Raw genomic sequence first — 21,272 nt, 5'->3', positions numbered from 1 at the left:
GTTCGCCACACGCATCTTGTTTGTCGCGAACCTCGGGTCATCGGCCCACTGCGGTTGACCGGCGACCTCGGCAAACCTCCTGAACTGACCGTCATTGCCCACCGTAAGGATGAAGTCACCGTCAGCCGTAGGAAAATCCTGATAAGGGACGATATTCGGATGCGCATTGCCCAGCCGCTTCGGCGCGCTGCCAGTAGTCAAGTAATTCATCGCCTGGTTGGCCAGACAAGCCACCTGGACATCCAGCAATGCCATATCGATATGTTGCCCGCCGCCCGAATGATCGCGATGAGCCAACGCGGCCAGAATGGCAACGGTCGAATACAGGCCGGTAAGAATATCGGTCAGAGCAACACCGACCTTCACCGGCCCAGCCCCCTCATCCCCTTCCGGCCGGCCAGTCAGACTCATCAAGCCGCCCAACCCTTGGATCATGAAGTCGTAACCGGCACGCTTGGCGTAAGGGCCCGTTTGGCCAAACCCGGTGATGGAGCAATAGATCAGTTCCGGGTTGATTGCTTTTAGCGAGTCGTAATCCAGACCATAGGCCGCAAGGCCACCCACCTTGAAGTTCTCGATCAGGATGTCGGACTTGGCCGCCAGTTCCCGGATCAGCTTTTGCCCTTCGGGGCGCGTGAAATCAATCGTGACCGATTGCTTGTTGCGATTGGCCGACAGGTAATAAGCCGCCTCGGTCGTATTCTCGCCATAAGCGTCTTTCAGAAAGGGCGGCCCCCAGGCACGCGTATCGTCACCGTTACCCGGACGCTCGACCTTTATGACCTCCGCCCCCAGGTCCGCGAGGATCTGCCCGGCCCAAGGCCCAGCCAGAACCCTCGATAAATCCAACACCCGCAGATGCGAAAGCGCGCCCATGGCCGTTCCCCTATTAATAGAACGCTTGAATGCCGGTTTGCGCGCGGCCAAGGATCAACGCATGAACATCGTGCGTACCCTCGTAGGTGTTCACCACCTCAAGGTTCACTAAATGACGAGCAATGCCGAACTCGTCGGAGATGCCATTGCCGCCCAGCATGTCCCGCGCCATGCGTGCGATATCCAAGGACTTACCGCAAGAGTTGCGCTTCATGATCGAGGTGATCTCTACCGCAGCCGTGCCTTCATCTTTCATACGCCCAAGACGCAGACATCCTTGAAGCGCGAGGGTGATTTCAGTCTGCATATCGGCCAGTTTCTTCTGGATCAATTGATTGGCAGCCAACGGGCGACCGAACTGCTGCCGGTCGAGCGTGTATTGTCGGGCGGTGTGCCAGCAAAACTCGGCAGCCCCCAGGGCGCCCCAGGAAATGCCGTAGCGAGCCGAGTTCAGACAGGTGAACGGCCCTTTCAAGCCACGCACGTCCGGAAAGATGTTTTCTTCCGGCACGAATACGCTGTCCATGACGATCTCGCCGGTAATCGAAGCACGCAGCCCGACCTTGCCGTGAATCGCCGGAGCAGTCAGGCCCTTCCAGCCCTTCTCCAGCACGAAGCCTCGGATATCGCCGGCGTCGTCCTTCGCCCAAACGACAAACACATCCGCGATCGGACTGTTGGTGATCCACATCTTGCTGCCGGTCAAGCTGTAGCCGCCTTCAACCTTGCGCGCCCGAGTGATCATCGCGCCCGGGTCGGAACCATGGTTCGGCTCGGTCAGGCCAAAGCAGCCTATCCATTCGCCTGAAGCCAGCTTCGGCAGATACTTCTGTTTCTGCGCCTCGGTGCCGAATTCGTTGATCGGCACCATGACCAGTGAGGACTGCACGCTCATCATCGACCGGTAGCCGGAGTCCACACGCTCCACTTCCCTGGCGACGAGGCCGTAGCTGACGTAATTCAGGCCGCTGCCGCCGTATTGCTCGGGAATGGTGGCGCCCAGGAGGCCCACTTCGCCCATTTCACGAAAGATCGCCGGGTCAGTCTTTTCATGACGGAACGCCTCCAGTACGCGCGGCGCCAGCTTCTGCTGAGCGAACTGCTCGGCAGTGTCGCGAATCATGCGTTCTTCTTCGGTGAGTTGCTGGTCCAGCAACAAGGGATCGATCCAGCTGAAGCTCGCCTTACTGGCCATGAAAAAGTCCTCGCCAATCAAATGGAAAATCGTGGACTGATCCTAGGCCCGGTTTCCCACAAGAGCAAACGAGGATTCGGCATGTTGTTGTGCTAATTTCTCACTCGGTAAACGCCAAAGACCGCTGTTGTGCGGATAACGAGTGAGGCTTGCGTATATGCGTCGTAAAATCCCAAGCACCGCCGCCCTGATCAGCTTCGAGGCTGCCGCACGCCACGAAAGCTTCACCAAGGCGGCACTGGAGCTCTCTCTCACCCAAGGCGCTATCTGCCGACAGATTGCCAGCCTGGAGGACTTCCTTGGCGTGGAGCTTTTCCGACGCTCAAGACGCGGCGTCAAGCTGACTGAAGCGGGGCTTTCATATAGCCGTCGAATCGCCACGCAACTGGATGCCGTCGAGCGCGATACCCTTTCAGTGATGGGGCACACCGGCGCGAACGTTATCGAACTCGCCGTCGTGCCCACCTTCGGCACTCAATGGCTGTTGCCACGCCTCAAGGAGTTCCAGCGGCAGCACCCTGAGGTGACGGTCAATCTCACCAACCGCACGCGCCCTTTCCTGTTCGCCGATACGGATTTCGATGCAGCCATCTACTTCGGCGACGCGGACTGGTCCGGTACCGAATCTCACAAATTAATGGGCGAACAGCCGTTGCCGGTATGCAGCCCCTCCTTGCTGGGCAACCGCAAAACTCTGACGCCAGAGGCAATCGCCGAGCTCCCCCTGCTCCAGCAGACAACCCGCCCATACGCGTGGCGCCAGTGGTTCAACTCACAAGACCTTAATATCGCGCGCGACCTGACAGGTCCGCGCTATGAACTATTCTCCATGCTTGCCCAAGCCGCCATGCACGATATGGGTGTTGCCTTGATCCCGCCCTTCCTGATCCAGCGCGAACTGGCGGAGAAGCGCCTGGTCATTGCCAACCCCAATGCCCTGTCGAGCCTCAAGGCGTATTACCTGATGATCCCGGAACGGAAGGTGGAATCGGCCTCGCTGCGGGCATTTCGCGATTGGCTGGTCACCGAAGCTAGAAACTATGACGTTGAAAATTAAGGAAAAAATGGCCGAGCAAATAAGTAGTAATACTATCTTAAGCACTACAGATGTAACTATTTGTCGCATTTAACCAAACTGTGATCATATCGGTACAAACGTCCTAGAACCTTTGAAATACGTGGCTTTAAGCCATATCGAGCGAGTCATATCGCTCCATTATCTGACCGATGCAAAAAGAATCATAATTGCCGTTATCCCTTGATTTGCCTGGGTTTAGCGACCTTTACCTCGCCAGTTGCGACATTCGGTCACAGGGTGACTTGTAGTTATATTTACGTCACACGTCATAATCCCTTGAAGGGCTGAATATTCGCCTGCAAAATGCCGCGCCCCGCCTGGTCAGGCGGGATCGTGCTGATCGGCCGCCCCAGTCGCACCATCCGAAGTGCCTGGGTTTACTCAATAAGATCACGCAGGAGATTTGACGTGCACATTGGTGTTCCTCTCGAAACCCAGACGGGTGAAACACGGGTTGCTGCTACCCCGGAAACCATCAAGAAGCTGGTCGGCCAAGGCCATAAAGTCACTGTTGAAAGCGGCGCCGGCATCAAGGCCAGCGTTATTGACAGTGCCTATGAGGCAGCGGGCGCAACCATTGGCAGCGCCAGTGATGCATTCGGGGCCGAACTGATCCTCAAGGTGGTCGCCCCCAGCGACAGCGAGCTGACGCTGATCAAGAGCGGCACCGTTCTGGTGGGCATGCTCAACCCGTTCAACAACGAAACCATCGCCAAGCTGGCCGAACGCGGCATCACCGCATTCGCCCTTGAGGCCGCGCCGCGTACCTCCCGCGCTCAAAGCCTGGACGTGCTGTCGTCTCAAGCGAATATCGCCGGCTATAAAGCCGTGTTGCTGGCCGCCCATCACTATCCGCGCTTCATGCCGATGCTGATGACCGCCGCAGGCACCGTGAAAGCGGCGCGCGTGCTGATTCTCGGCGCGGGCGTGGCCGGACTCCAGGCGATTGCCACGGCCAAGCGCCTGGGCGCTGTGATCGAGGCATCGGACGTGCGTCCCGCAGTGAAAGAGCAAATCGAATCCCTCGGCGCCAAGTTCGTCGACGTGCCTTACGAGACCGACGAAGAGCGTGAATGCGCCGTCGGCGTGGGTGGTTACGCCCGGCCCATGCCTGCCAGCTGGATGCAGCGCCAGGCCCAAGCCGTGCACGAGCGCGCCAAGCAGGCGGACATCGTCATCACCACCGCATTGATTCCGGGCCGCAAGGCACCGACTTTGCTGAGCGCCGAAACCGTCGCGCAGATGAAACCGGGCTCGGTGGTCATCGACCTCGCAGCAGCACAGGGCGGTAACTGTCCGCTGACCGTGGCCGATCAGGTGGTGGTCGAAAACGGCGTGACCATTTGCGGCCCGACCAATCTGGCCGGTGAAGTCGCGGCCGATGCTTCGGCGCTGTACGCCCGTAACCTGCTGGACTTCCTGAAGCTGGTCTTCACCAAGGAAGGTCAGTTCGACGTGAACCTGGAAGACGACATCGTCGCCGCGTGCCTGATGTGCCGCGACGGCCAAGTCATCCGCAAAAACGCCTAAGCAGGGATTCAGACAATGGAAGAGCTTATCTCCCCCGGTATCTACAACCTGATCATCTTCGTGCTGGCGATTTATGTCGGTTACCACGTGGTCTGGAACGTTACACCCGCGCTGCACACGCCGTTGATGGCGGTGACCAACGCCATCTCGGCAATCGTGATTGTCGGCGCCATGCTCGCCGCCGCCCTGACTGTAACGCCGCTGGGCAAGACCATGGGCACCCTCGCCGTAGCCCTGGCCGCGGTCAACGTGTTCGGCGGCTTCCTGGTGACGCGCCGCATGCTTGAGATGTTCAAGAAAAAAGCCCCGAAAGCCGTAAAAGAAGAGGCGCCCAAGTAATGAGCATGAACCTGGTAACGACGCTCTACCTGATTGCGTCGATCTGTTTCATCCAGGCCCTCAAAGGCCTTTCGCATCCCACCACCTCCCGCCGAGGCAACCTGTTCGGCATGCTCGGCATGGCGCTGGCAGTGCTCACTACCGTGGGTCTCATCTATAAGCTGGGGGCAGAGCTGGCCACTGCCGGCATTGGCTACGTCATCGTCGGCCTGCTGGTTGGTGGTACCGCCGGCTCGATCATGGCCAAGCGCGTCGAGATGACCAAGATGCCGGAGCTGGTAGCGTTCATGCACAGCATGATCGGCCTGGCGGCGGTGTTCATTGCCATCGCGGCGGTAGTCGAGCCGCAATCGCTGGGTATCGTCAAGCAACTGGGCGATTCGATCCCGGCCGGTAACCGTCTGGAGCTGTTCCTCGGCGCGGCCATCGGTGCAATCACCTTCTCCGGTTCGGTGATCGCTTTCGGCAAGTTGTCGGGCAAGTACAAGTTCCGCCTGTTCCAAGGCGCACCGGTACAGTTTGGTGGCCAGCACAAGCTCAACCTGATCCTGGGCCTGGCAACGCTGGGCCTGGGCCTGACCTTCATGTTCACCGGCAACCTCGGCGCGTTCGCCTTGATGTTGGCCTTGGCCTTCGTGCTGGGTGTGCTGATCATCATCCCGATCGGCGGCGCGGACATGCCGGTGGTGGTCTCGATGCTCAACAGTTATTCGGGCTGGGCGGCCGCCGGTATCGGCTTCTCGCTGAACAACTCGATGCTGATCATTGCCGGCTCCCTGGTAGGTTCGAGCGGTGCGATCCTGTCTTACATCATGTGCAAGGCGATGAACCGTTCGTTCTTCAACGTGCTGCTCGGTGGCTTCGGCAACGCCGCAGATGCGGCTGGCCCGGCAGGCTCGAAAGAAGCCCGCCCGGTGAAATCCGGTTCGGCAGATGACGCGACCTTCCTGCTGACCAACGCCGACACAGTGATCATCGTGCCGGGCTACGGCCTGGCGGTGGCACGGGCGCAGCATGCGTTGAAAGAGCTGACCGAGAAGCTGACCCACCATGGCGTGACCGTCAAATATGCGATCCACCCGGTGGCCGGTCGCATGCCCGGGCACATGAACGTCCTGCTGGCCGAGGCCGAAGTACCTTACGACCAGGTGTTCGAGATGGAGGACATCAACTCCGAGTTCGGCCAGGCCGACGTGGTGCTGGTGCTGGGCGCCAACGATGTGGTCAACCCGGCGGCGAAGAACGATCCCAAGTCGCCGATCGCCGGCATGCCGATCCTCGAAGCGTTCAAGGCCAAGACCATCATCGTCAACAAGCGCTCGATGGCCAGCGGCTATGCCGGCCTGGACAACGAGCTGTTCTACCTCGACAAGACCATGATGGTGTTCGGCGACGCCAAGAAGGTCATTGAGGACATGGTCAAGGCCGTGGAATAAGCTCCGCAGTGTTATCAAAACGCCCCGACTTGTCGGGGCGTTTTGATTTGTATCAAGGCTGAAAGTTACCGATACGGTAATGATGTTTTGCCTGAGACGCCCGTAATAGAAGCCTCAAATGCGACTTTTGTAGCGGGTCGGGCACGGCGCGAATTCTCTACACTGCGCATCCTGCTTCCTGCCCGAGACAACCATCCATGTACCGTGACCGCATCCGCCTGCCTTCGTTGTTGGACAAAGTGATGAGCGCTGCCGAGGCAGCCTTGCTGATCGAGGACGGGATGACCGTTGGCATGAGTGGCTTCACCCGCGCCGGAGAAGCCAAGGCGGTACCTCATGCACTGGCCGAACGGGCCAAGCTCATGCCGTTGAAAATCAGCCTGATGACCGGAGCGAGCCTGGGCAACGATCTCGATAAGGAGCTCACGGAGGCAGGCGTGCTCGCGCGACGCATGCCCTTCCAGGTGGACAGCACCCTGCGCAAGGCCATCAACGCTGGCGAGGTCATGTTCATCGACCAGCATCTATCGGAGACCGTTGAACAGATGCGCAACGCGCAGCTCAAGCTGCCCGATATCGCCGTGATCGAAGCCGTGGCTATTACCGAACAAGGTCATATCGTGCCCACCACATCAGTGGGCAATTCGGCCAGTTTTGCGATTTTCGCCAGACAAGTGATCGTCGAGATCAATATGGCCCACAACCCGAATCTGGAAGGGCTCCACGACATCTATATCCCGAGCTACCGCCCAACCCGCACACCCATTCCCCTGGTGAAGGTCGAGGACCGCATCGGTAGCCCTGCCATTCCAATCCCCGCGGAAAAAATTGCCGCCATTGTCATCACCCATCAAGCGGACTCACCCTCCACCGTCCTGCCACCTGACAGCGATACACAGGCTATTGCCGATCACTTGGTCGATTTTTTCAAGCAAGAGGTGGCAGCCGGACGGATGACCAACAAGCTCGGCCCGTTGCAGGCCGGAATCGGTAATATCGCCAACGCCGTGATGTGCGGCTTGATCGACTCCCCGTTCGAAGAACTGACCATGTATTCCGAGGTGCTGCAAGACTCGACCTTCGACCTGATCGATGCAGGCAAGCTGAGTTTCGCTTCTGGCAGTTCCATTACCTTGTCGGCTCGACGCAATGCCGATGTCTTCGGCAACCTGGAAAGGTACAAGGACAAGTTGGTCCTGCGCCCGCAGGAAATCTCCAACCATCCAGAAGTTGTGCGCCGCCTGGGCATCATCGGCATCAACACAGCGTTGGAATTCGATCTGTACGGCAACGTCAACTCAACCCATGTGTGCGGCACGCGGATGATGAACGGCATTGGCGGATCAGGCGACTTCGCCCGGAATGCGCACCTGGCGGTGTTCGTTACCAAATCCATCGCCAAGGGCGGTGCCATTTCCAGCGTCGTGCCGATGGTCAGCCATGTGGACCATACCGAGCACGATGTCGACATCCTGGTAACAGAGATCGGCCTGGCCGACCTGCGGGGCCTCGCACCACGGGAGCGAGCGAGGGTCATCATCGACAACTGCGTACACCCTATCTATCGCCAGGCGCTCAGCGACTATTTTGAAGCCGCTTGTAAGCTGGGCGGACATACGCCGCATATCCTGAAGGATGCACTCAGTTGGCACCTCAACCTCGAGGAAACCGGACGCATGTTGGCGATTTGATACAGCTGGCCTAACGATACGGCAATAACAGTTCCGATGAATGCTAACGGCAGGGGCGGTCACCGTATAAAACTGTACTACTGTACCGGTGATTTCTTACGCCCCATTCCTACAAAACCGGGAAGAACGGCCTAAAATGCACCTAAATTGTGCAGACAGGTACAGTTGCCTCAATATCGACCAGCACACCGCTCTTTAACAGTTAACTGGTCTCTCACAATACAGGTGAACTGTATCTAGAGAGACTGGCCAAACGAGAGGATCATGGGCACCAGTCAAACCACTACCTGATCCCGCCACAAGCGGAAGGATGTCAACCATGGAACGTACACTCAGTTCCGAGCTGTTTTTCGAACACAAAGCTGAAAAAAACCAGGCTTCCCTGCCTCTTCGCGTTATCGCCAACCTGATGTTGTGGCAGCGCCGCATTGCCAGCCGCCATCAACTGGCTCGTCTGGATTCGCGTCTGCTGGCTGACGCCGGTATCAGCGAAGCACAACGCTACGAAGAGCTGAGCAAGCCGTTCTGGCGCTAACTCAGCGTCGCTGGCCCTGACCCACCGGGTCCATCGCCAGCATCGAATTGAATAAACGAGACCCGTCGTGGGAAACCACGACGGGTCTCGTCGTTTATGAGGCCAGGGTTGAATTTTTACTGAAACTGAACAGTTTTAAAATTTTCAACTATGACAGGTACAGTTCAAACTGCTCGCCTTATTATTGTTCTGTAGCTGTCAGCCGCCGCGTTCTGTCCTAATATCGATCCTGACGTGGCGAAGCGAGTCGAATCTGCGTCTCTTCCTTAACAGCTACACGCACCGGCATCCTTCATCATCAAGGAGTTACATCATGATCCGTCTTCGCCTGCTCAGCACAGCTGTCCTGCTGGCCGTAGCCGCCCATTCCAACGCCAGCAGCTTTATCGTCACGACTGACTCCATCGTCGGCGCACTAAAAGCCACTTCCGACGTAACCTCCGACGCCACCTCTTCACTGCGGGACAACAAGATTGTTCAAGCTGCCCGTGATGATGCCGCCAGCTTCGTGGCTAGCGAAGGGGCCATCCGTGGCGTGAAGCTGGAAAGCGCGCTGGATTTCATTCGCCAGCAGGCTCCCCAGCTCAACGCCACCGATGCGCAGTTGGCACAGGCCATCCTGGTTATTTGATGCAACATGAAACATCGGACACCCAGCGGTGTTCCGATGTTTCAGCGCTGGCTCTGGCCCGCTGGTTTGCGCTAGCCTTCAGGCTCGCCAACAACTGTCGAGTCTCATGCGTTTTTCAAATCTGTACCGAGTCTTTTTCTTCGCAGCTTTCTGCTGGTCTGTTCCGGCCCAAGCCTTTGACGTGTCCACCCAACAGCTGGTGGCCAGCGCTTATGCCACAAGCCTCGTGACCTCGGCGCCCTTCGACAATAAACTGGTCGTCGCCGCTCGCGATGACGCCGCAACATTCATTGCCAGCGATGGACAGTTGCGAGGCGCACAGTTGGAATCGGCCTTGGCTTACCTGCGCCGGAGCCAGCCAAAACTTCACGCCAGCGACCTTGAACTGGCACAGGCAATTCTCGTCCAATAGCTATCTGTTTTTTCTTTTCGGAGTCGTTCCATGCGTAGCCCGCTGATTGCTGCCGCCCTTGGCCTGCTGGTGTTGGCCGATGTGGCCCAGGCACATACCTTGGTAGCCACCAGTAACATCATCGTTCGCGCTTCCCAGCGCTCGATCGATTTCACCTCTGACACCACTACCTCCATCCGTGATTCGAAAATCGTCCGTGAAGCCCACGATGACGCGGCCAGCTTCGTCGCCAGCAACGGCGAAATTCGTGGCGCTCATCTCGAGGCCGCTTTCGAAACCTTGCGTACCCGCGTACCGGAAGCTCGCGACGCCAGTGATCAGGTTCTCGCCGAAGCCATCCTCGCATTGTGAGGCGACTCGCCGCCTGGCTGACGGCCGGGGTCGTGCTGCTTATCGGCAGCACTGCCCAGGCCGGCCTGCAGCTACACCTCAATAGCGACGGCTTGAGCCCGGCGCAACAGCAGGCCAGTCAGGCATTGCTCGATGAAGCCATGCAAGCATTACCTCCGCGCTTCATCGAGCGATTGGACCGGCGCATCGATGTCGGCTGGACCGACCAGATGCCGGAAAACGCCTACGGCCAGGCTTCGCTGGTGTCACAGCTGGACCTCAACCGTAACCTGCTCGACAGCCTCACCGACGGCAGCGCCGCCAGGCAAAAGACCCAGCGGCCGCACGGCACGGTGCGACGAGAGATGCTCGCCACGGTCCTCCACGAACTGACTCATATCTATGATCGCTCGCGTCTATGGCCGGATGCCGAACGTGCGCTGATCCAGCGCTGTACTCGACGCAACAGCAGTGCAGGGTTGATCGGGCTCCCGGATGAATGCCGGGGCGAGAACGACCGCCGCTTCACCCTCAGCGATGATCCACGCTTGCTCGACTTGGCCGGTTGGCCGCAATACGTCGGCCGCCGCGGCGAACGGGAACAGCATAACCGCCAGGTCGCCCGCAGCCCGGACCTCTACGAGACGAGCAGTCCCAAGGAGTTCGTCGCGGTGAACATGGAGTATTTCCTCCTGGACCCGAGCTATGCATGCCGGCGCCCCGCCCTGTATCGCTATTATCAGGAACACTTCGGCTGGGCGCCTGCCGCCAAGGACACCTGCGCCCAGTCCTTCGCTTTTCTCAACGCCGGCAACGATTTTGCCAAGACGCCGCTGGGCAAGGTCGATCCGGAGCGCGTCTACGCCATCGATTACCTGCTGGCCGAAGCCAACCAGAACTGGGTCAGTCGCTGGGGCCACAGCATGCTCCGGCTGGTGATCTGCGCACCAGGCCGACCACGTGGGCCGGATTGCCGGTTGGACCTGGATCAGCATCTGGTGTTGTCTTACCGTGCGTTTGTAGGTGATGTACAGCTGTCGAGCTGGGACGGACTGGTGGGCAAATACCCATCGCGCCTGTTTGTGCTGCCGCTGGCCCAGGTAATCGATGAATACACCAAGACTGAACTGCGCAGCCTGGCATCAGTTCCGCTGAACTTGTCTCGTGCCGAGATCGAGGAGACCGTCGAACGTGCCGCCGAAATGCATTGGAGCTACGACGGAAACTACTACTTCCTCTCCAATAACTGCGCAGTTGAAAGCCTGAAGCTGCTGCGCAGCGGCAGTAACAACGAGCAGCTCAAAGGCCTGGACAGCATCATGCCCAACGGCTTGCTGGAAATCCTCAAGGGTCGAGGCCTGGCGGATACCAGCGTACTGGATGATCCCAAGGAGGCACTGCGCCTCGGTTACCGTTTTGACTCGTTCCGCGACCGCTACCAGGCGATGTTCGAAGTCCTGAAAAAGCATCTGCCCATCAAACAGCAAACCGTTGAAGACTGGCTGGCCCTGGACGCCACTGAACGCCGCGCCTGGTTCGAGCAGGCAGACCTGCGCACCAGCGCGGCGCTGCTTCTATTGGAGCAGGCGAGTTTCCGCCGGCAATTGCTGCTCGCTCAGGATGAGGTCAAGCAGCGCTACCTCAATGCCCGCGAATTGCAGAACGGCGGTATGGAACGGGCAAACGCGACGCTGCAGCAGATTCTCGCCAACAGCGGTTTCCTGAGCCGCCCGGCCGAATTGCTGGGCAGCGGCGGCTATGGTCTGCCGCAACCCAGCGAGTGGCAACGACTGGAATCGGAAAGCAGCCTGCGCCAGAAGCAACTGCAAACGCTCACAGGCGACCTGGATAAGGAGGTTCGAGCGTTGCTGGAGCCGAGCCGCGCAGCTGAAATTGCTGCAAGCGAGGCCAACGTGAAGGTAATCGGCGAACATCTGCGCAAGCTGCACAAGGCCGGGGGCGGGTTGGAGTTGCCCTGACCCGTTTGGATGAAACTTTAAAAAGGGGGGTTCAGAACTCAGTTCTGAACCCCCCTTTTTGTAGCTGCAAACCGAACCTGGAATCAGCCCAGGCGCGCCTTGCGCACGCCGTCAGCCAAGGCAGCACACAAGCTCAACACGCCATCGATCGCCTGCTCCGACGTGTCGGCACGGGCGATATGGTCGATCAGCGCCGAGCCAACCACTACCCCATCGGCCAGCCGCGCGATAGCTGCCGCCTGTTCAGGCGTGCGGATACCGAAACCGATACTGATCGGCAGATCGGTATGGCGACGCAAACGCGCCACGGCCTCTTCCACATGTTCCAGCGTTGCGGCGCCGGCACCGGTCACACCGGCAACTGACACGTAGTAGACAAAGCCGGAACTGCCGTTGAGCACGGTAGGCAAGCGCACGTCGTCAGTGGTTGGCGTAGTCAGGCGGATAAAGTCCAGGCCGACAGCCTGGGCCGGTTCGCACAGTTCGCTGTTGTGCTCGGGCGGCATGTCCACCACGATCAGGCCATCGACGCCGGAGTCCAGCGCCTCGCCGATGAAACGCTGCACACCATAACGATGGATCGGGTTGAAATACCCCATCAATACCAGCGGTGTCTCGGTGTTGTCCTTGCGGAACTCACGCACCATCTGCAGGGTTTTCGCCAGGTTCTGCTGGGCCCCCAGGGCGCGGATATTCGCCAGCTGGATTGCCGGGCCGTCAGCCATCGGATCGGTGAACGGCATGCCCAGCTCGATCACGTCCGCGCCGGCGCCAGGCAGGCCCTTGAGGATCGCCAGCGAAGTGTCGTAGTCCGGATCACCGGCGGTGACAAAGGTCACCAGCGCGGCGCGGTTCTGTTCCTTGAGTTCGGCAAAACGGGTTTGCAGGCGGCTCATCAATGTTTCTCCTGCTGGGACTGTTCCATATGGTGCATCACGGTTTGCATGTCTTTGTCGCCGCGGCCGGACAGGTTGACCACCATCAGGTGATCCTTGGGCAGGTTCGGTGCGCGCTTGAACACTTCAGCCAAGGCGTGGGCGCTTTCCAGCGCAGGAATGATCCCTTCAAGACGGCAGCATTTATGGAAAGCTTCCAAAGCTTCGGCGTCGGTGACCGAGGTGTACTGGACCCGACCGATGTCATGCAACCAGGCGTGTTCCGGACCGATCCCCGGATAATCGAGACCTGCGGATATGGAATGGGCGTCGATGATCTGACCGTCGTCGTCCTGCAGCAGGAACGTACGGTTACCGTGCAGCACACCCGGAACGCCACCGTTCAGGCTCGCGGCGTGCTTGCCGGTCTCGATGCCATAACCAGCCGCTTCAACGCCGATGATGTCGACGCTCTTGTCATCCAGGAACGGATGGAACAGGCCCATGGCGTTGGAGCCGCCACCGATGCATGCCACCAGGCTATCCGGCAGCCGGCCTTCCTGGGCTTGCAACTGATCGCGGGTTTCCTTGCCGATCACCGCCTGGAAATCGCGGACCATCGCTGGGTAAGGGTGCGGCCCGGCCACGGTGCCGATCAGATAGAAGGTGCTGTCGACGTTGGTCACCCAATCGCGCAGCGCCTCATTCATCGCATCCTTGAGGGTGCCGGTGCCAGCAACCACCGGGATCACTTCGGCGCCGAGCAGTTTCATCCGGAACACGTTGGCCTGCTGGCGCTCGATGTCGGTGGTGCCCATATAGATCACACACTCAAGGCCAAAACGCGCAGCCACGGTGGCAGTCGCCACGCCGTGCATGCCAGCGCCGGTCTCGGCGATGATGCGTTTTTTGCCCATGCGCCGCGCCAGCAGGATCTGGCCGATGCAGTTGTTGATCTTGTGGGCGCCGGTGTGGTTCAGCTCTTCACGCTTGAGGTAGATCTTCGCGCCGCCGCAGTACTCGGTCAGGCGCTCGGCGAAATACAGCGGGCTCGGACGACCGACATAATCCCGTTGGAAATAGGCCAGTTCCTCAATGAACGCAGGATCTTCCTTCGCCACTTCGTATTCACGGGCCAGATCAAGGATCAACGGCATCAGCGTTTCGGCCACGTAGCGGCCGCCGAACGCGCCAAACAGGCCGTTGGCATCGGGGCCGCTGCGCAGGTTGAAAGAGGTCGTAGGCTGGGTCATCGGGCGCTCCAGGCGAATGCGTAGAAAAACAGTGAGGGCCACTCTACCCCTGCCATCGCGTCCTGAAAACCGATAAGATCGCTGCAACCTGTCAGGAAAACTCACAGATACCATGAGCCACGACCTCCCGCCGCTAAACGCCTTGCGTGCCTTCGAGGCCACCGCCCGCCTGAACAGCGTAAGCCAGGCGGCGGAGCAGCTGCACGTCACCCACGGTGCCGTCAGCCGGCAATTGAAATTGCTCGAAGAGCACTTGGGTGTCAGCCTGTTCATCAAGGATGGCCGTGGCCTGAAACTCACAGATGCAGGTTTGCGTCTGCGTGACGCCAGTGCCGACGCATTCGAACGCCTGCGCACGGTTTGCGCGGAGCTGACGCAAAGCACTGCGGACGCGCCGTTCGTGCTGGGCTGCTCGGGCAGCCTGCTGGCGCGCTGGTTCATACCCCGCCTGGGCAGGCTCAACGCTGATCTTCCCGACTTGCGCCTGCACCTGTCCGCCGGCGAAGGCGACCTGGACCCGAGGCGACCTGGACTGGACGCCCTGCTGGTATTCGCCGAACCGCCCTGGCCAGCCGACATGCAAGTGTATGAACTGGCCAGCGAGCGAATCGGCCCGGTGATCAGCCCGCGCTACGCCGGATTCGCCCAACTGCGGGACGCACCGGCCAGCACACTGTTGGGCGAGCCGCTATTGCATACCACCTCTCGCCCACAGGCCTGGCCAACCTGGGCACGGCAAAATGCCTTGGAACCCCAGTCACTAAGATTCGGGCAAGGTTTTGAGCATCTGTATTATTTACTCGAGGCCGCGGTAGCCGGGCTTGGCGTGGCAATCGCACCGGAACCGCTAGTAGCCGAGGACGTTCGTGCCGGACGCCTGGTCGCGCCGTGGGGCTTCAGTGAAACTCCGGCGCGGCTGGCGTTGTGGTTGCCCAAGCGCGCCGCGGATGGACGCGCCCGGCAATTGGCACAGTGGCTCAGGCATGAGCTGAGCCCACCCATTCAGTCACCGCGCTTGCACAACAAATAAGCGGCCAGCAAACCAAGCGCCCCAACCGCGACACCGGCCGTGGTCCAGGGGTGTTCTTGAGCATAATCACGGGTGGCGATCCCGGTTTCACGGGTTTTCACCTTGACCTCTTCATACGCATCGCTGAGCAGATGCCGAGAGTGTTTCAGTGCGCTTTCGGCATTGGCCTTGAGCGACTTGAGGGTTTTGCGCGACTCGTCCGAAGCGTCGTCCTTCAGGCTTTCCAAGGACTTGAGCAGACTCTCGATCTCCGCTTCCATGCTTTGCAACGAGGCTTTACGTAACGAAGTGCTGGCCATTGTGGCTCTCTCCTGCAGTGGTTGAGTAGCGTGTGTGGATTGGGACTGCGACCGCTTGCGAAAGTGCAGTAAATCTGAACTTTCGCAGCGAAAACGGCGACACACGTAAGGCGAAAAATCGCTGCTAGGCTGTTAAAGACAACCAAGGAGAACGTCATGAGTGATCATCACACGTACAAAAAGGTCGAACTGGTCGGCTCGTCTCCCACCAGCATTGAAGACGCCATCAACAATGCCCTGGCGGAGGCCAGCAAAAGCCTCAAGCACCTGGAATGGTTCGAGGTCACCGAAACCCGCGGTCACATCGAAAACGGCCGTGCCGCGCACTTCCAGGTGACCATCAAGGTCGGGTTCCGGATCGCCAATAGCTGAGCTGATTTGAACTTGCACGCTGGCGGAGTGCCATAGGGGATGGCCATGCGCTATGGTTGGCGCATCAGGCCTTTCTGATACCTCCCTATTTGATCCGTCCAAGGAGTGCGAGCGATGAAGAAGTTGATGGTGGCCCTGGGTCTGCTGAGCCTTGCGGGTAGCGCGTTTGCGGCCGGCAAGCCCTGCGAAGAGCTGAAAAGCGAAATCGCGGCGAAGCTTGATGCCAAAGGTGTATCGGGTTATTCGCTGGAAGTTGTCGATAAAGGCGCAGCGGCTGACGCAAAAGTCGTCGGCACCTGCGAAGGCGGTTCAAAGGAAATCGTCTACAAACGCGGCTGATTGCGCGTTCAAATCAAAGCCGACGCGGTGCGTCGGCTTTTTTGTGGCTGTGATTCAGCCTTTCATGACTTGCGCCAGCAGCTCATAGGAGTGCAGCCGGTCGGTGTGCTCGTACAAATCGCTGGTAAAAATCAGCTCGTCGGCCTGGGTTTGCTCGATCAGCACCTCCAGCCTGGCGCGGATTTTCTGCGGCCCACCGATCATCGCCAAGCCAAGGAAGTCACCGACCGCTTCTTTCTCATGGGGCAGCCACAGGCCATTCATGGTTTCCACTGGCGGGCGCTGTACCAGACTTTGGCCGCGCATCAACGCCAGGATGCGCTGGTATACCGAAGTCGCCAGGTAATCGGCCTGCTCATCGGTATCCGCCGCCACCAGCGGTACGCCGAGCATGACGTAAGGTTTGTCCAGCACCGCAGACGGTTTGAAATGATTGCGATAGACGCGAATCGCTTCATGCATGAAACGCGGTGCGAAATGCGAGGCGAAGGCGTAGGGCAACCCGCGCTCTCCGGCCAGTTGTGCACTGAACAGGCTCGAACCCAGCAGCCACACCGGCACGTTGGTCCCCGTGCCCGGCATGGCAATGATCCGCTGGTCCGGGGTTCGCGGGCCGAGGTAACGCATCAGTTCAGCCACATCGTCAGGGAAATCATCGGCACTGCCGGAGCGTTCACGGCGCAGCGCCCGGGCGGTCATCTGGTCGGAGCCGGGTGCGCGGCCCAGCCCGAGATCGATCCGGCCCGGAAACAGGCTCTCCAACGTGCCGAACTGCTCGGCAATGACCAGAGGCGCATGATTCGGCAGCATCACCCCGCCGGAGCCGACACGAATGGTCGATGTGCCGCCCGCCAGATAGCCCAGCAACACCGCCGTCGCGGAGCTGGCGATGCCATCCATATTGTGGTGTTCCGCTACCCAGAAGCGGGTGTAGCCGTATTTTTCCACGTGTTGCGCCAGGTCGAGGGAGTTGCGCAAGGACTGGGCAGCGTTGCCGTCGGCACGAACGGGGACAAGGTCGAGGGTTGAAAATTTGACTTCGGACAGCTGTTTCATGGGCTGGCATCTCCAACGGCGTACCAGCTTTCCTGTGGGCGAAAGCCTGCCGTTTCTGTAGGTGTGTCCTATGAATGTGGGCATATACCCGAGATTCAATAGTAGTGGAGAAATTTCCTACTAAATTAGTCGACTAATCGACCAGGTGAACTTTATCAGCCGGTCTATCCTCACAACCCTGGCACTGAGAAATAACCAGGCGCGAACCCTCGCGCCGGATCATGAGGAGGCACACATGGCTATCGTCAAGAAAGCATCGGCTCACTGGGAAGGTGACCTGAAGACCGGAATCGGCTCCATCTCCACGGAAACCGGCGTGTTGCGCGAAGCGCCCTATGGTTTCAAGGCCCGTTTTGAAGGCGGCAAAGGCACCAACCCCGAAGAATTGATCGGCGCGGCCCATGCGGGCTGTTTTTCCATGGCGTTTTCGATGATTCTCGGCGATGCCGGGCTCAAGGCCGACAGCATCGACACCAACGCCGAAGTGACGCTGGACCAGGTTGATGGCGGCTTTGCGATTACCGCGGTGAAACTGATCCTCAAGGCCAAGATTCCGGGCGCCACCCAAGCGCAATTCGAGGAATTGAGCAACAAAGCCAAGGAGGGTTGCCCGGTTTCCAAGGTGCTCAACGCCAAAATCACCCTGGAGGCCTCGCTGGTAAATTGATGAACTGGAAAGATCGCAGCCTCTCCACAGGCTGCGGTCTTTTTGATGGGCGATCTATTTGCCCGAAGGCAATTGTGATCGAATGCAGGTCTGCAGTTTCAGCGCACAGGCAGTGCGCGCTGTATTGAGGGATTCCAGCATGAAACGATTCGCCCTGGCAGTCATCGGTTGCGCATTGGCCACATCGGCCCTCGCGGCACCCAAGCCCTGTGAAGACCTCAAGAGCGAGATCGAAGCCAAGATCCAGGCCCAAGGCGTGGCCTCCTACACGCTTGAAATCGTCACCAATGAAGAAGTCCATGACCAGAACATGGTGGTGGGCTCCTGCGAGAACGGCACCAAAAAAATCATCTACCAGAAGAACGACCGCTAGGCAGCGCTACATCAGGCAATTGGCCTGCCGATCCTCGGCGACGATTTCACGCTTGGCGTTATAGAGCCGGGCGCTTGGGGAGTAAGCCAGGTTGCGAGCCTCCAGGCGATAACGCTGGCCGGCCTCGAAATGGTCGTAGCGTACGATGAGGTAGCACAGCCGTTCTTTCGGCTCGCTCATCATGCCCAGCCCACCGCCAGCGCCGAACACCTCGAAGTCGAAGCGCACCTTCAATTCATGACTACCCGGCGAGACCTGGAAAAATCGCCCGTCCCGCAGTCGCTGGCCGTCCAGGCTTTCAGCCATCAGCAATTTGCCGCCCGGCATTGGCGTGGCGAAATCGACCCAGGCCATGTTCGGGTCCATTTCAGGCAATGGGCTCGTTGCACATCCGCTCAACGTGGCGAGAGCCAACAACAGCGTGGGTAGGCGCATGATCGGTTTCCTCAAGTCAGGCGCCGAGCATAGCGCCGATCAGCTTTGCTGGCAGCCCGCCGGCGTGCCTTGGCCCACCACCTTTCGTTGCTCGTCATAAAGCTTGGCCCACGGACGGAAGCCGATACTGCCGGCCTGCAGCTGGTAGCGCCGGCCCGCATTGAAATCCTTGAATTTCACGTTCAACCGGCAATCACGCCACAACGGTTCGGCATCCGGGCCGATGTTGCCCGGTTCCACGGCAAATTGATAACGCACCGTCAGCTCATGGCTGCCGGGCTGCACTTCGAAATAACGACGGTCGATGGAGGCTTTGTCATCGACTTCCAGCGCTTGCAAAGCCGTGTCCCGATGATTTCCCAGGTCGATCCACGCTTGAGAGGGATCGGGATCAGGCAAACCGGCACAACCGGTCAGCAGCGACAGGCCACAAGTCAGCATCAACACGCGCATAGCGAAGCTCCGGGCAGGCGAGATAGTCTTGAGGCAGACTTCCCAGGGTGATTCCAAATTGATCAGGCAGCGTTCACGCCATCGGTTACTCGACCGTGTTTTCAGGATTTTGTTTCCAGCCCTCGTGCTTTTGTTACTCAACGGTTGTTCCAGCCTCGGTTACTACAGCCAGCTCGCCAGTGGGCAGATACGACTGCTGCAAGCTCGAGAGCCGATCGACCGGGTCATCGCCGACCCCGCCCGTGATCCAAAATTGCGCGCGCATCTGGCCCAGGCGCGCGAAGCCCGGACGTTCGCCAGCGCCCACCTGCACCTGCCCGACAACCAAAGCTATCGCCTGTACGCGGACATTGGCCGTCCCTTTGTCGTCTGGAATGTCTTCGCCACCGCGGAATTTTCCCTGGCCCCGCAAACCCACTGCTTCCCCATTGCCGGTTGTGTGGCGTATCGCGGCTACTACAGCCACAGTGCCGCCCGAGGCGAGGCAGCGATGCAGCGCTTGCGCGGCATGGATGTCTCGATTGGTGGCGTAGAGGCTTATTCGACACTGGGCTGGTTCAATGACCCGATCCTCAGTTCGATGCTGCATTGGGGCGACGAGCGCTTGGCGACGCTGATCTTTCATGAACTGGCGCACCAGCGCTTCTACGTGAAAGACGACACCGAATTCAATGAATCCTTTGCCACCTTCGTCGAGCAGGAAGGCACCCGCCAATGGCGCGCCCAACGCGGACTGATACCGGACAATGGCAACAAGGTGCGCCAACGCGAGCAATTCATCCAACTGATCCTCGACACCCGCCAGCGGCTCGAAGCCCTTTACGCCCTCCCCCTGCCGGCCGAACAGATGCGCCAGCGCAAGGCCGCGGAATTCGAACGCCTGCGTGCCGACTATGAACACTTGCGCGACACCCAATGGGCCGGCGACAAGCGCTACGACGCCTGGGTCTACGCACCACTGAACAACGCCCGATTGTTGCCCTTCGGCCTGTATGACCAATGGGTGCCGGCGTTCGCGACGTTGTTCAGGCGTGAGGGCGAAGATTGGGTCAGGTTTTATGCCGCCGTGGAGAAGCTGGGTCGGTTGGCGGTGGATGAGCGAAAGGCAGCGTTGAAAGCATTGGCAGCATCGCCAACGGCGAGCCTTCTCACCACCAGAATGAGCCACCTGCCATCAGCGCCCGCAACTGCGTCACACTGATACTGCGCCGCTCAGGATCTAGGGCCAGCGCCGTGCGCAATGCTGTCCAGTAACGCCTGGGCAAGTTGCGCGGAGCCTTGAGCTCACGCTCCAGCCCGGTATCGCGAGCTTGGGTTGAAGGTAGACGCCGATATGGGTGTCTGCCGCTCGCCAGTTCGTACAGCACGCAAGCCAGGCTATAGAGATCGGTGCATGCAGACAGGGGGCTTCCCTCCAGCAATTCTGGGGCGGCGTAGGCCGGCGTCCAGGCGCCGAGACGTTGGCGGTTCAGCGAAGGCAAGCCTTTCAAGGGGCCCTCCTCAGTCAGGCCCAGGCCGAAGTCAAACAAACGCACACCTTCTGCACTCAGCATGACATTGCTCGGTTTGATGTCACCATGCACTACGCCTCGGCCATGGGTATGTGCGATGGCGTCAAGCAGTGGAATTGCGATCGGTTGCAACTCGGGCCAGGGCAAACCGAGGGGGGATTCGCAGAGTAACTTGTCCAGGGTCAAGCCGCGCATCAGCTCCATTGTGATGAAAACCCGTCGCTGGGCAGCGTCGACTTCAAACGTGTATGGGCGCAGCACGTTCGGATGGCTCAAGCGCCGGCTCAGGGCAAACTCGCTATAAAGCAGCGCACCCGCGTCCGGGGCATCACCGAGTTCCTCGCTGAGCATTTTTACCGCAACGTAAGGATCCGGATCGCCGTACTGTTCATGGAGGAGGTCGCGGGCCCGATAGACCACCCCCATGCCACCGGCACCGGCACCGAGCAATCGTTCGAGACAATAGCGACCGGCAAGTATCTTTGGCATTTCGCCAATGCAGCGCTGACTCGATGGCAAAGCAGACGACACACGGGAGGCGGAACAGATGAGATTTTCCTCATCGCCGTCTGGGGCA

General features: G+C 59.4%; 25 protein-coding genes (1 of these 25 cut by a window edge). 16 read left to right on the top strand and 9 right to left on the bottom strand.

The features are described from left to right. Both J3P86_RS00650 and J3P86_RS00645 read right to left on the bottom strand, forming a co-directional pair. Positions 1-876 carry the 5' portion of a CaiB/BaiF CoA transferase family protein gene (locus J3P86_RS00650; RefSeq protein ID WP_434699225.1) on the bottom strand. The gene continues 345 nt to the left of window position 1, outside the view, so 876 of the gene's 1,221 nt are visible here — the first part of the coding sequence; the start codon lies at positions 874-876; its stop codon lies off the left edge, out of view. A gap of 13 nt (positions 877-889) precedes the next feature. Beyond that, a complete protein-coding gene (locus J3P86_RS00645; RefSeq protein ID WP_434699224.1) occupies positions 890-2,071 on the bottom strand; it encodes an acyl-CoA dehydrogenase in 1,182 nt (393 codons plus the stop codon). A 157-nt stretch (positions 2,072-2,228) separates the two neighbouring features. On the opposite strand from J3P86_RS00645, the gene J3P86_RS00640 reads away from it, so the two are divergent. From J3P86_RS00640 to J3P86_RS00595, 10 genes are all read left to right on the top strand, one after another. Then, positions 2,229-3,128: a LysR family transcriptional regulator gene (locus J3P86_RS00640; protein ID WP_434699223.1), complete on the top strand. Its 900-nt coding sequence runs from the start codon at positions 2,229-2,231 to the stop codon at positions 3,126-3,128. 429 nt (positions 3,129-3,557) lie between these two features. Continuing rightward, positions 3,558-4,679 (top strand): Re/Si-specific NAD(P)(+) transhydrogenase subunit alpha, encoded by a 1,122-nt coding sequence (locus tag J3P86_RS00635; protein ID WP_434626696.1) that lies wholly within the window; start codon positions 3,558-3,560, stop codon positions 4,677-4,679. 15 nt (positions 4,680-4,694) lie between these two features. Next, positions 4,695-5,018, top strand: coding sequence for an NAD(P) transhydrogenase subunit alpha (locus J3P86_RS00630; protein ID WP_003187010.1), 324 nt, complete (start codon positions 4,695-4,697; stop codon positions 5,016-5,018). After that, the gene (locus tag J3P86_RS00625; protein WP_305497645.1) at positions 5,018-6,454 is read left to right on the top strand and encodes an NAD(P)(+) transhydrogenase (Re/Si-specific) subunit beta; all 1,437 of its coding nucleotides are present in this window, start codon (positions 5,018-5,020) and stop codon (positions 6,452-6,454) included. The genes J3P86_RS00630 and J3P86_RS00625 overlap by 1 nt, the downstream gene beginning before the upstream one ends. A 197-nt stretch (positions 6,455-6,651) precedes the next feature. Next, entirely contained in the window at positions 6,652-8,145 is a 1,494-nt protein-coding gene (locus J3P86_RS00620; RefSeq protein ID WP_434696261.1) for an acetyl-CoA hydrolase/transferase family protein, read from the top strand. Between the two features lie 319 nt (positions 8,146-8,464). Continuing rightward, complete coding sequence (locus J3P86_RS00615) at positions 8,465-8,680, top strand: DUF1127 domain-containing protein (RefSeq protein ID WP_434699222.1); 216 nt, start codon at positions 8,465-8,467, stop codon at positions 8,678-8,680. A gap of 313 nt (positions 8,681-8,993) precedes the next feature. Next, positions 8,994-9,311 (top strand): DUF2388 domain-containing protein, encoded by a 318-nt coding sequence (locus J3P86_RS00610; RefSeq protein ID WP_305497647.1) that lies wholly within the window; start codon positions 8,994-8,996, stop codon positions 9,309-9,311. Between the two features lie 106 nt (positions 9,312-9,417). Then, positions 9,418-9,723 (top strand): DUF2388 domain-containing protein, encoded by a 306-nt coding sequence (locus J3P86_RS00605; RefSeq protein ID WP_434654333.1) that lies wholly within the window; start codon positions 9,418-9,420, stop codon positions 9,721-9,723. 30 nt (positions 9,724-9,753) lie between these two features. Next, positions 9,754-10,074 (top strand): DUF2388 domain-containing protein, encoded by a 321-nt coding sequence (locus tag J3P86_RS00600; protein WP_039593376.1) that lies wholly within the window; start codon positions 9,754-9,756, stop codon positions 10,072-10,074. Then, positions 10,071-12,032, top strand: coding sequence for a DUF4105 domain-containing protein (locus J3P86_RS00595; RefSeq protein WP_434654336.1), 1,962 nt, complete (start codon positions 10,071-10,073; stop codon positions 12,030-12,032). The genes J3P86_RS00600 and J3P86_RS00595 overlap by 4 nt, the downstream gene beginning before the upstream one ends. A gap of 83 nt (positions 12,033-12,115) precedes the next feature. Here J3P86_RS00595 and trpA read toward each other — a convergent pair whose 3' ends face one another. Next, positions 12,116-12,928, bottom strand: a complete 813-nt coding sequence (gene trpA / locus J3P86_RS00590) for a tryptophan synthase subunit alpha (protein ID WP_434626712.1) — start codon at positions 12,926-12,928, stop codon at positions 12,116-12,118. Next, positions 12,928-14,160 (bottom strand): tryptophan synthase subunit beta, encoded by a 1,233-nt coding sequence (gene trpB, locus J3P86_RS00585; RefSeq protein ID WP_305497651.1) that lies wholly within the window; start codon positions 14,158-14,160, stop codon positions 12,928-12,930. The genes trpA and trpB overlap by 1 nt, the downstream gene beginning before the upstream one ends. A 112-nt stretch (positions 14,161-14,272) precedes the next feature. Here trpB and J3P86_RS00580 point away from each other — a divergent pair, with 112 nt between their 5' ends. Beyond that, positions 14,273-15,190, top strand: a complete 918-nt coding sequence (locus tag J3P86_RS00580; protein ID WP_434626715.1) for a LysR family transcriptional regulator — start codon at positions 14,273-14,275, stop codon at positions 15,188-15,190. Here J3P86_RS00580 and J3P86_RS00575 read toward each other — a convergent pair. Beyond that, positions 15,163-15,489, bottom strand: a complete 327-nt coding sequence (locus J3P86_RS00575) for a DUF883 family protein (RefSeq protein ID WP_186611411.1) — start codon at positions 15,487-15,489, stop codon at positions 15,163-15,165. The two genes, J3P86_RS00580 and J3P86_RS00575, sit on opposite strands and share 28 nt — an antisense overlap. Positions 15,490-15,645: 156 nt before the next feature. Here J3P86_RS00575 and J3P86_RS00570 point away from each other — a divergent pair, with 156 nt between their 5' ends. Next, on the top strand, positions 15,646-15,861 hold the full coding sequence (locus J3P86_RS00570; RefSeq protein WP_003177209.1) for a dodecin: 216 nt from the start codon (positions 15,646-15,648) through the stop codon (positions 15,859-15,861). Positions 15,862-15,975: 114 nt separating this feature from the next. Then, positions 15,976-16,200, top strand: coding sequence for a DUF1161 domain-containing protein (locus tag J3P86_RS00565; protein ID WP_434602430.1), 225 nt, complete (start codon positions 15,976-15,978; stop codon positions 16,198-16,200). A 54-nt stretch (positions 16,201-16,254) separates the two neighbouring features. Here J3P86_RS00565 and J3P86_RS00560 read toward each other — a convergent pair whose 3' ends face one another. Beyond that, entirely contained in the window at positions 16,255-17,256 is a 1,002-nt protein-coding gene (locus J3P86_RS00560; RefSeq protein ID WP_434570546.1) for an LLM class flavin-dependent oxidoreductase, read from the bottom strand. Positions 17,257-17,491: 235 nt separating this feature from the next. On the opposite strand from J3P86_RS00560, the gene J3P86_RS00555 reads away from it, so the two are divergent. Continuing rightward, complete coding sequence (locus J3P86_RS00555) at positions 17,492-17,923, top strand: OsmC family protein (RefSeq protein ID WP_434570548.1); 432 nt, start codon at positions 17,492-17,494, stop codon at positions 17,921-17,923. A gap of 139 nt (positions 17,924-18,062) precedes the next feature. Next, positions 18,063-18,296 (top strand): DUF1161 domain-containing protein, encoded by a 234-nt coding sequence (locus J3P86_RS00550; RefSeq protein ID WP_434699221.1) that lies wholly within the window; start codon positions 18,063-18,065, stop codon positions 18,294-18,296. A gap of 6 nt (positions 18,297-18,302) precedes the next feature. On the opposite strand, the gene J3P86_RS00545 is transcribed toward J3P86_RS00550, so the two are convergent. After that, positions 18,303-18,731: a hypothetical protein gene (locus J3P86_RS00545; protein ID WP_434654350.1), complete on the bottom strand. Its 429-nt coding sequence runs from the start codon at positions 18,729-18,731 to the stop codon at positions 18,303-18,305. A gap of 39 nt (positions 18,732-18,770) precedes the next feature. Then, complete coding sequence (locus tag J3P86_RS00540) at positions 18,771-19,184, bottom strand: hypothetical protein (RefSeq protein ID WP_434654352.1); 414 nt, start codon at positions 19,182-19,184, stop codon at positions 18,771-18,773. Positions 19,185-19,242: 58 nt separating this feature from the next. Here J3P86_RS00540 and J3P86_RS00535 point away from each other — a divergent pair, with 58 nt between their 5' ends. Beyond that, positions 19,243-20,385 carry an aminopeptidase gene (locus tag J3P86_RS00535; RefSeq protein ID WP_434700696.1) on the top strand — a complete coding sequence of 381 codons (1,143 nt, stop codon included), beginning with the start codon at positions 19,243-19,245 and terminating at the stop codon, positions 20,383-20,385. Here the strand turns inward: J3P86_RS00535 and J3P86_RS00530 are convergent. Continuing rightward, positions 20,333-21,244, bottom strand: a complete 912-nt coding sequence (locus J3P86_RS00530) for a serine/threonine-protein kinase (RefSeq protein ID WP_434700694.1) — start codon at positions 21,242-21,244, stop codon at positions 20,333-20,335. The genes J3P86_RS00535 and J3P86_RS00530 overlap by 53 nt on opposite strands. Positions 21,245-21,272 lie beyond the last annotated feature (28 nt).

Origin of the sequence: Pseudomonas sp. D1-1 (assembly GCF_051132225.1) — a bacterium.
In the GTDB taxonomy this organism is placed as follows: Bacteria; Pseudomonadota; Gammaproteobacteria; order Pseudomonadales; family Pseudomonadaceae; genus Aquipseudomonas.
This window is presented reverse-complemented; position numbering and strand designations above follow the sequence as displayed.

What these genes read in the sequence shown, in the direction of transcription:
- J3P86_RS00555 (WP_434570548.1), top strand. Translation starts at nt 17,492, where the DNA reads ATGGCTATCGTCAAGAAAGCATCGGCTCACTGGGAAGGTGACCTGAAG.
- J3P86_RS00560 (WP_434570546.1), bottom strand. Translation starts at nt 17,256, where the DNA reads ATGAAACAGCTGTCCGAAGTCAAATTTTCAACCCTCGACCTTGTCCCC.
- J3P86_RS00615 (WP_434699222.1), top strand. Translation starts at nt 8,465, where the DNA reads ATGGAACGTACACTCAGTTCCGAGCTGTTTTTCGAACACAAAGCTGAA.
- trpB (WP_305497651.1), bottom strand. Translation starts at nt 14,160, where the DNA reads ATGACCCAGCCTACGACCTCTTTCAACCTGCGCAGCGGCCCCGATGCC.
- J3P86_RS00640 (WP_434699223.1), top strand. Translation starts at nt 2,229, where the DNA reads ATGCGTCGTAAAATCCCAAGCACCGCCGCCCTGATCAGCTTCGAGGCT.
- J3P86_RS00545 (WP_434654350.1), bottom strand. Translation starts at nt 18,731, where the DNA reads ATGCGCCTACCCACGCTGTTGTTGGCTCTCGCCACGTTGAGCGGATGT.
- J3P86_RS00605 (WP_434654333.1), top strand. Translation starts at nt 9,418, where the DNA reads ATGCGTTTTTCAAATCTGTACCGAGTCTTTTTCTTCGCAGCTTTCTGC.
- J3P86_RS00550 (WP_434699221.1), top strand. Translation starts at nt 18,063, where the DNA reads ATGAAACGATTCGCCCTGGCAGTCATCGGTTGCGCATTGGCCACATCG.
- J3P86_RS00580 (WP_434626715.1), top strand. Translation starts at nt 14,273, where the DNA reads ATGAGCCACGACCTCCCGCCGCTAAACGCCTTGCGTGCCTTCGAGGCC.
- J3P86_RS00630 (WP_003187010.1), top strand. Translation starts at nt 4,695, where the DNA reads ATGGAAGAGCTTATCTCCCCCGGTATCTACAACCTGATCATCTTCGTG.
- J3P86_RS00625 (WP_305497645.1), top strand. Translation starts at nt 5,018, where the DNA reads ATGAGCATGAACCTGGTAACGACGCTCTACCTGATTGCGTCGATCTGT.
- trpA (WP_434626712.1), bottom strand. Translation starts at nt 12,928, where the DNA reads ATGAGCCGCCTGCAAACCCGTTTTGCCGAACTCAAGGAACAGAACCGC.
- J3P86_RS00565 (WP_434602430.1), top strand. Translation starts at nt 15,976, where the DNA reads ATGAAGAAGTTGATGGTGGCCCTGGGTCTGCTGAGCCTTGCGGGTAGC.
- J3P86_RS00620 (WP_434696261.1), top strand. Translation starts at nt 6,652, where the DNA reads ATGTACCGTGACCGCATCCGCCTGCCTTCGTTGTTGGACAAAGTGATG.
- J3P86_RS00570 (WP_003177209.1), top strand. Translation starts at nt 15,646, where the DNA reads ATGAGTGATCATCACACGTACAAAAAGGTCGAACTGGTCGGCTCGTCT.
- J3P86_RS00575 (WP_186611411.1), bottom strand. Translation starts at nt 15,489, where the DNA reads ATGGCCAGCACTTCGTTACGTAAAGCCTCGTTGCAAAGCATGGAAGCG.
- J3P86_RS00600 (WP_039593376.1), top strand. Translation starts at nt 9,754, where the DNA reads ATGCGTAGCCCGCTGATTGCTGCCGCCCTTGGCCTGCTGGTGTTGGCC.
- J3P86_RS00645 (WP_434699224.1), bottom strand. Translation starts at nt 2,071, where the DNA reads ATGGCCAGTAAGGCGAGCTTCAGCTGGATCGATCCCTTGTTGCTGGAC.
- J3P86_RS00610 (WP_305497647.1), top strand. Translation starts at nt 8,994, where the DNA reads ATGATCCGTCTTCGCCTGCTCAGCACAGCTGTCCTGCTGGCCGTAGCC.
- J3P86_RS00540 (WP_434654352.1), bottom strand. Translation starts at nt 19,184, where the DNA reads ATGCGCGTGTTGATGCTGACTTGTGGCCTGTCGCTGCTGACCGGTTGT.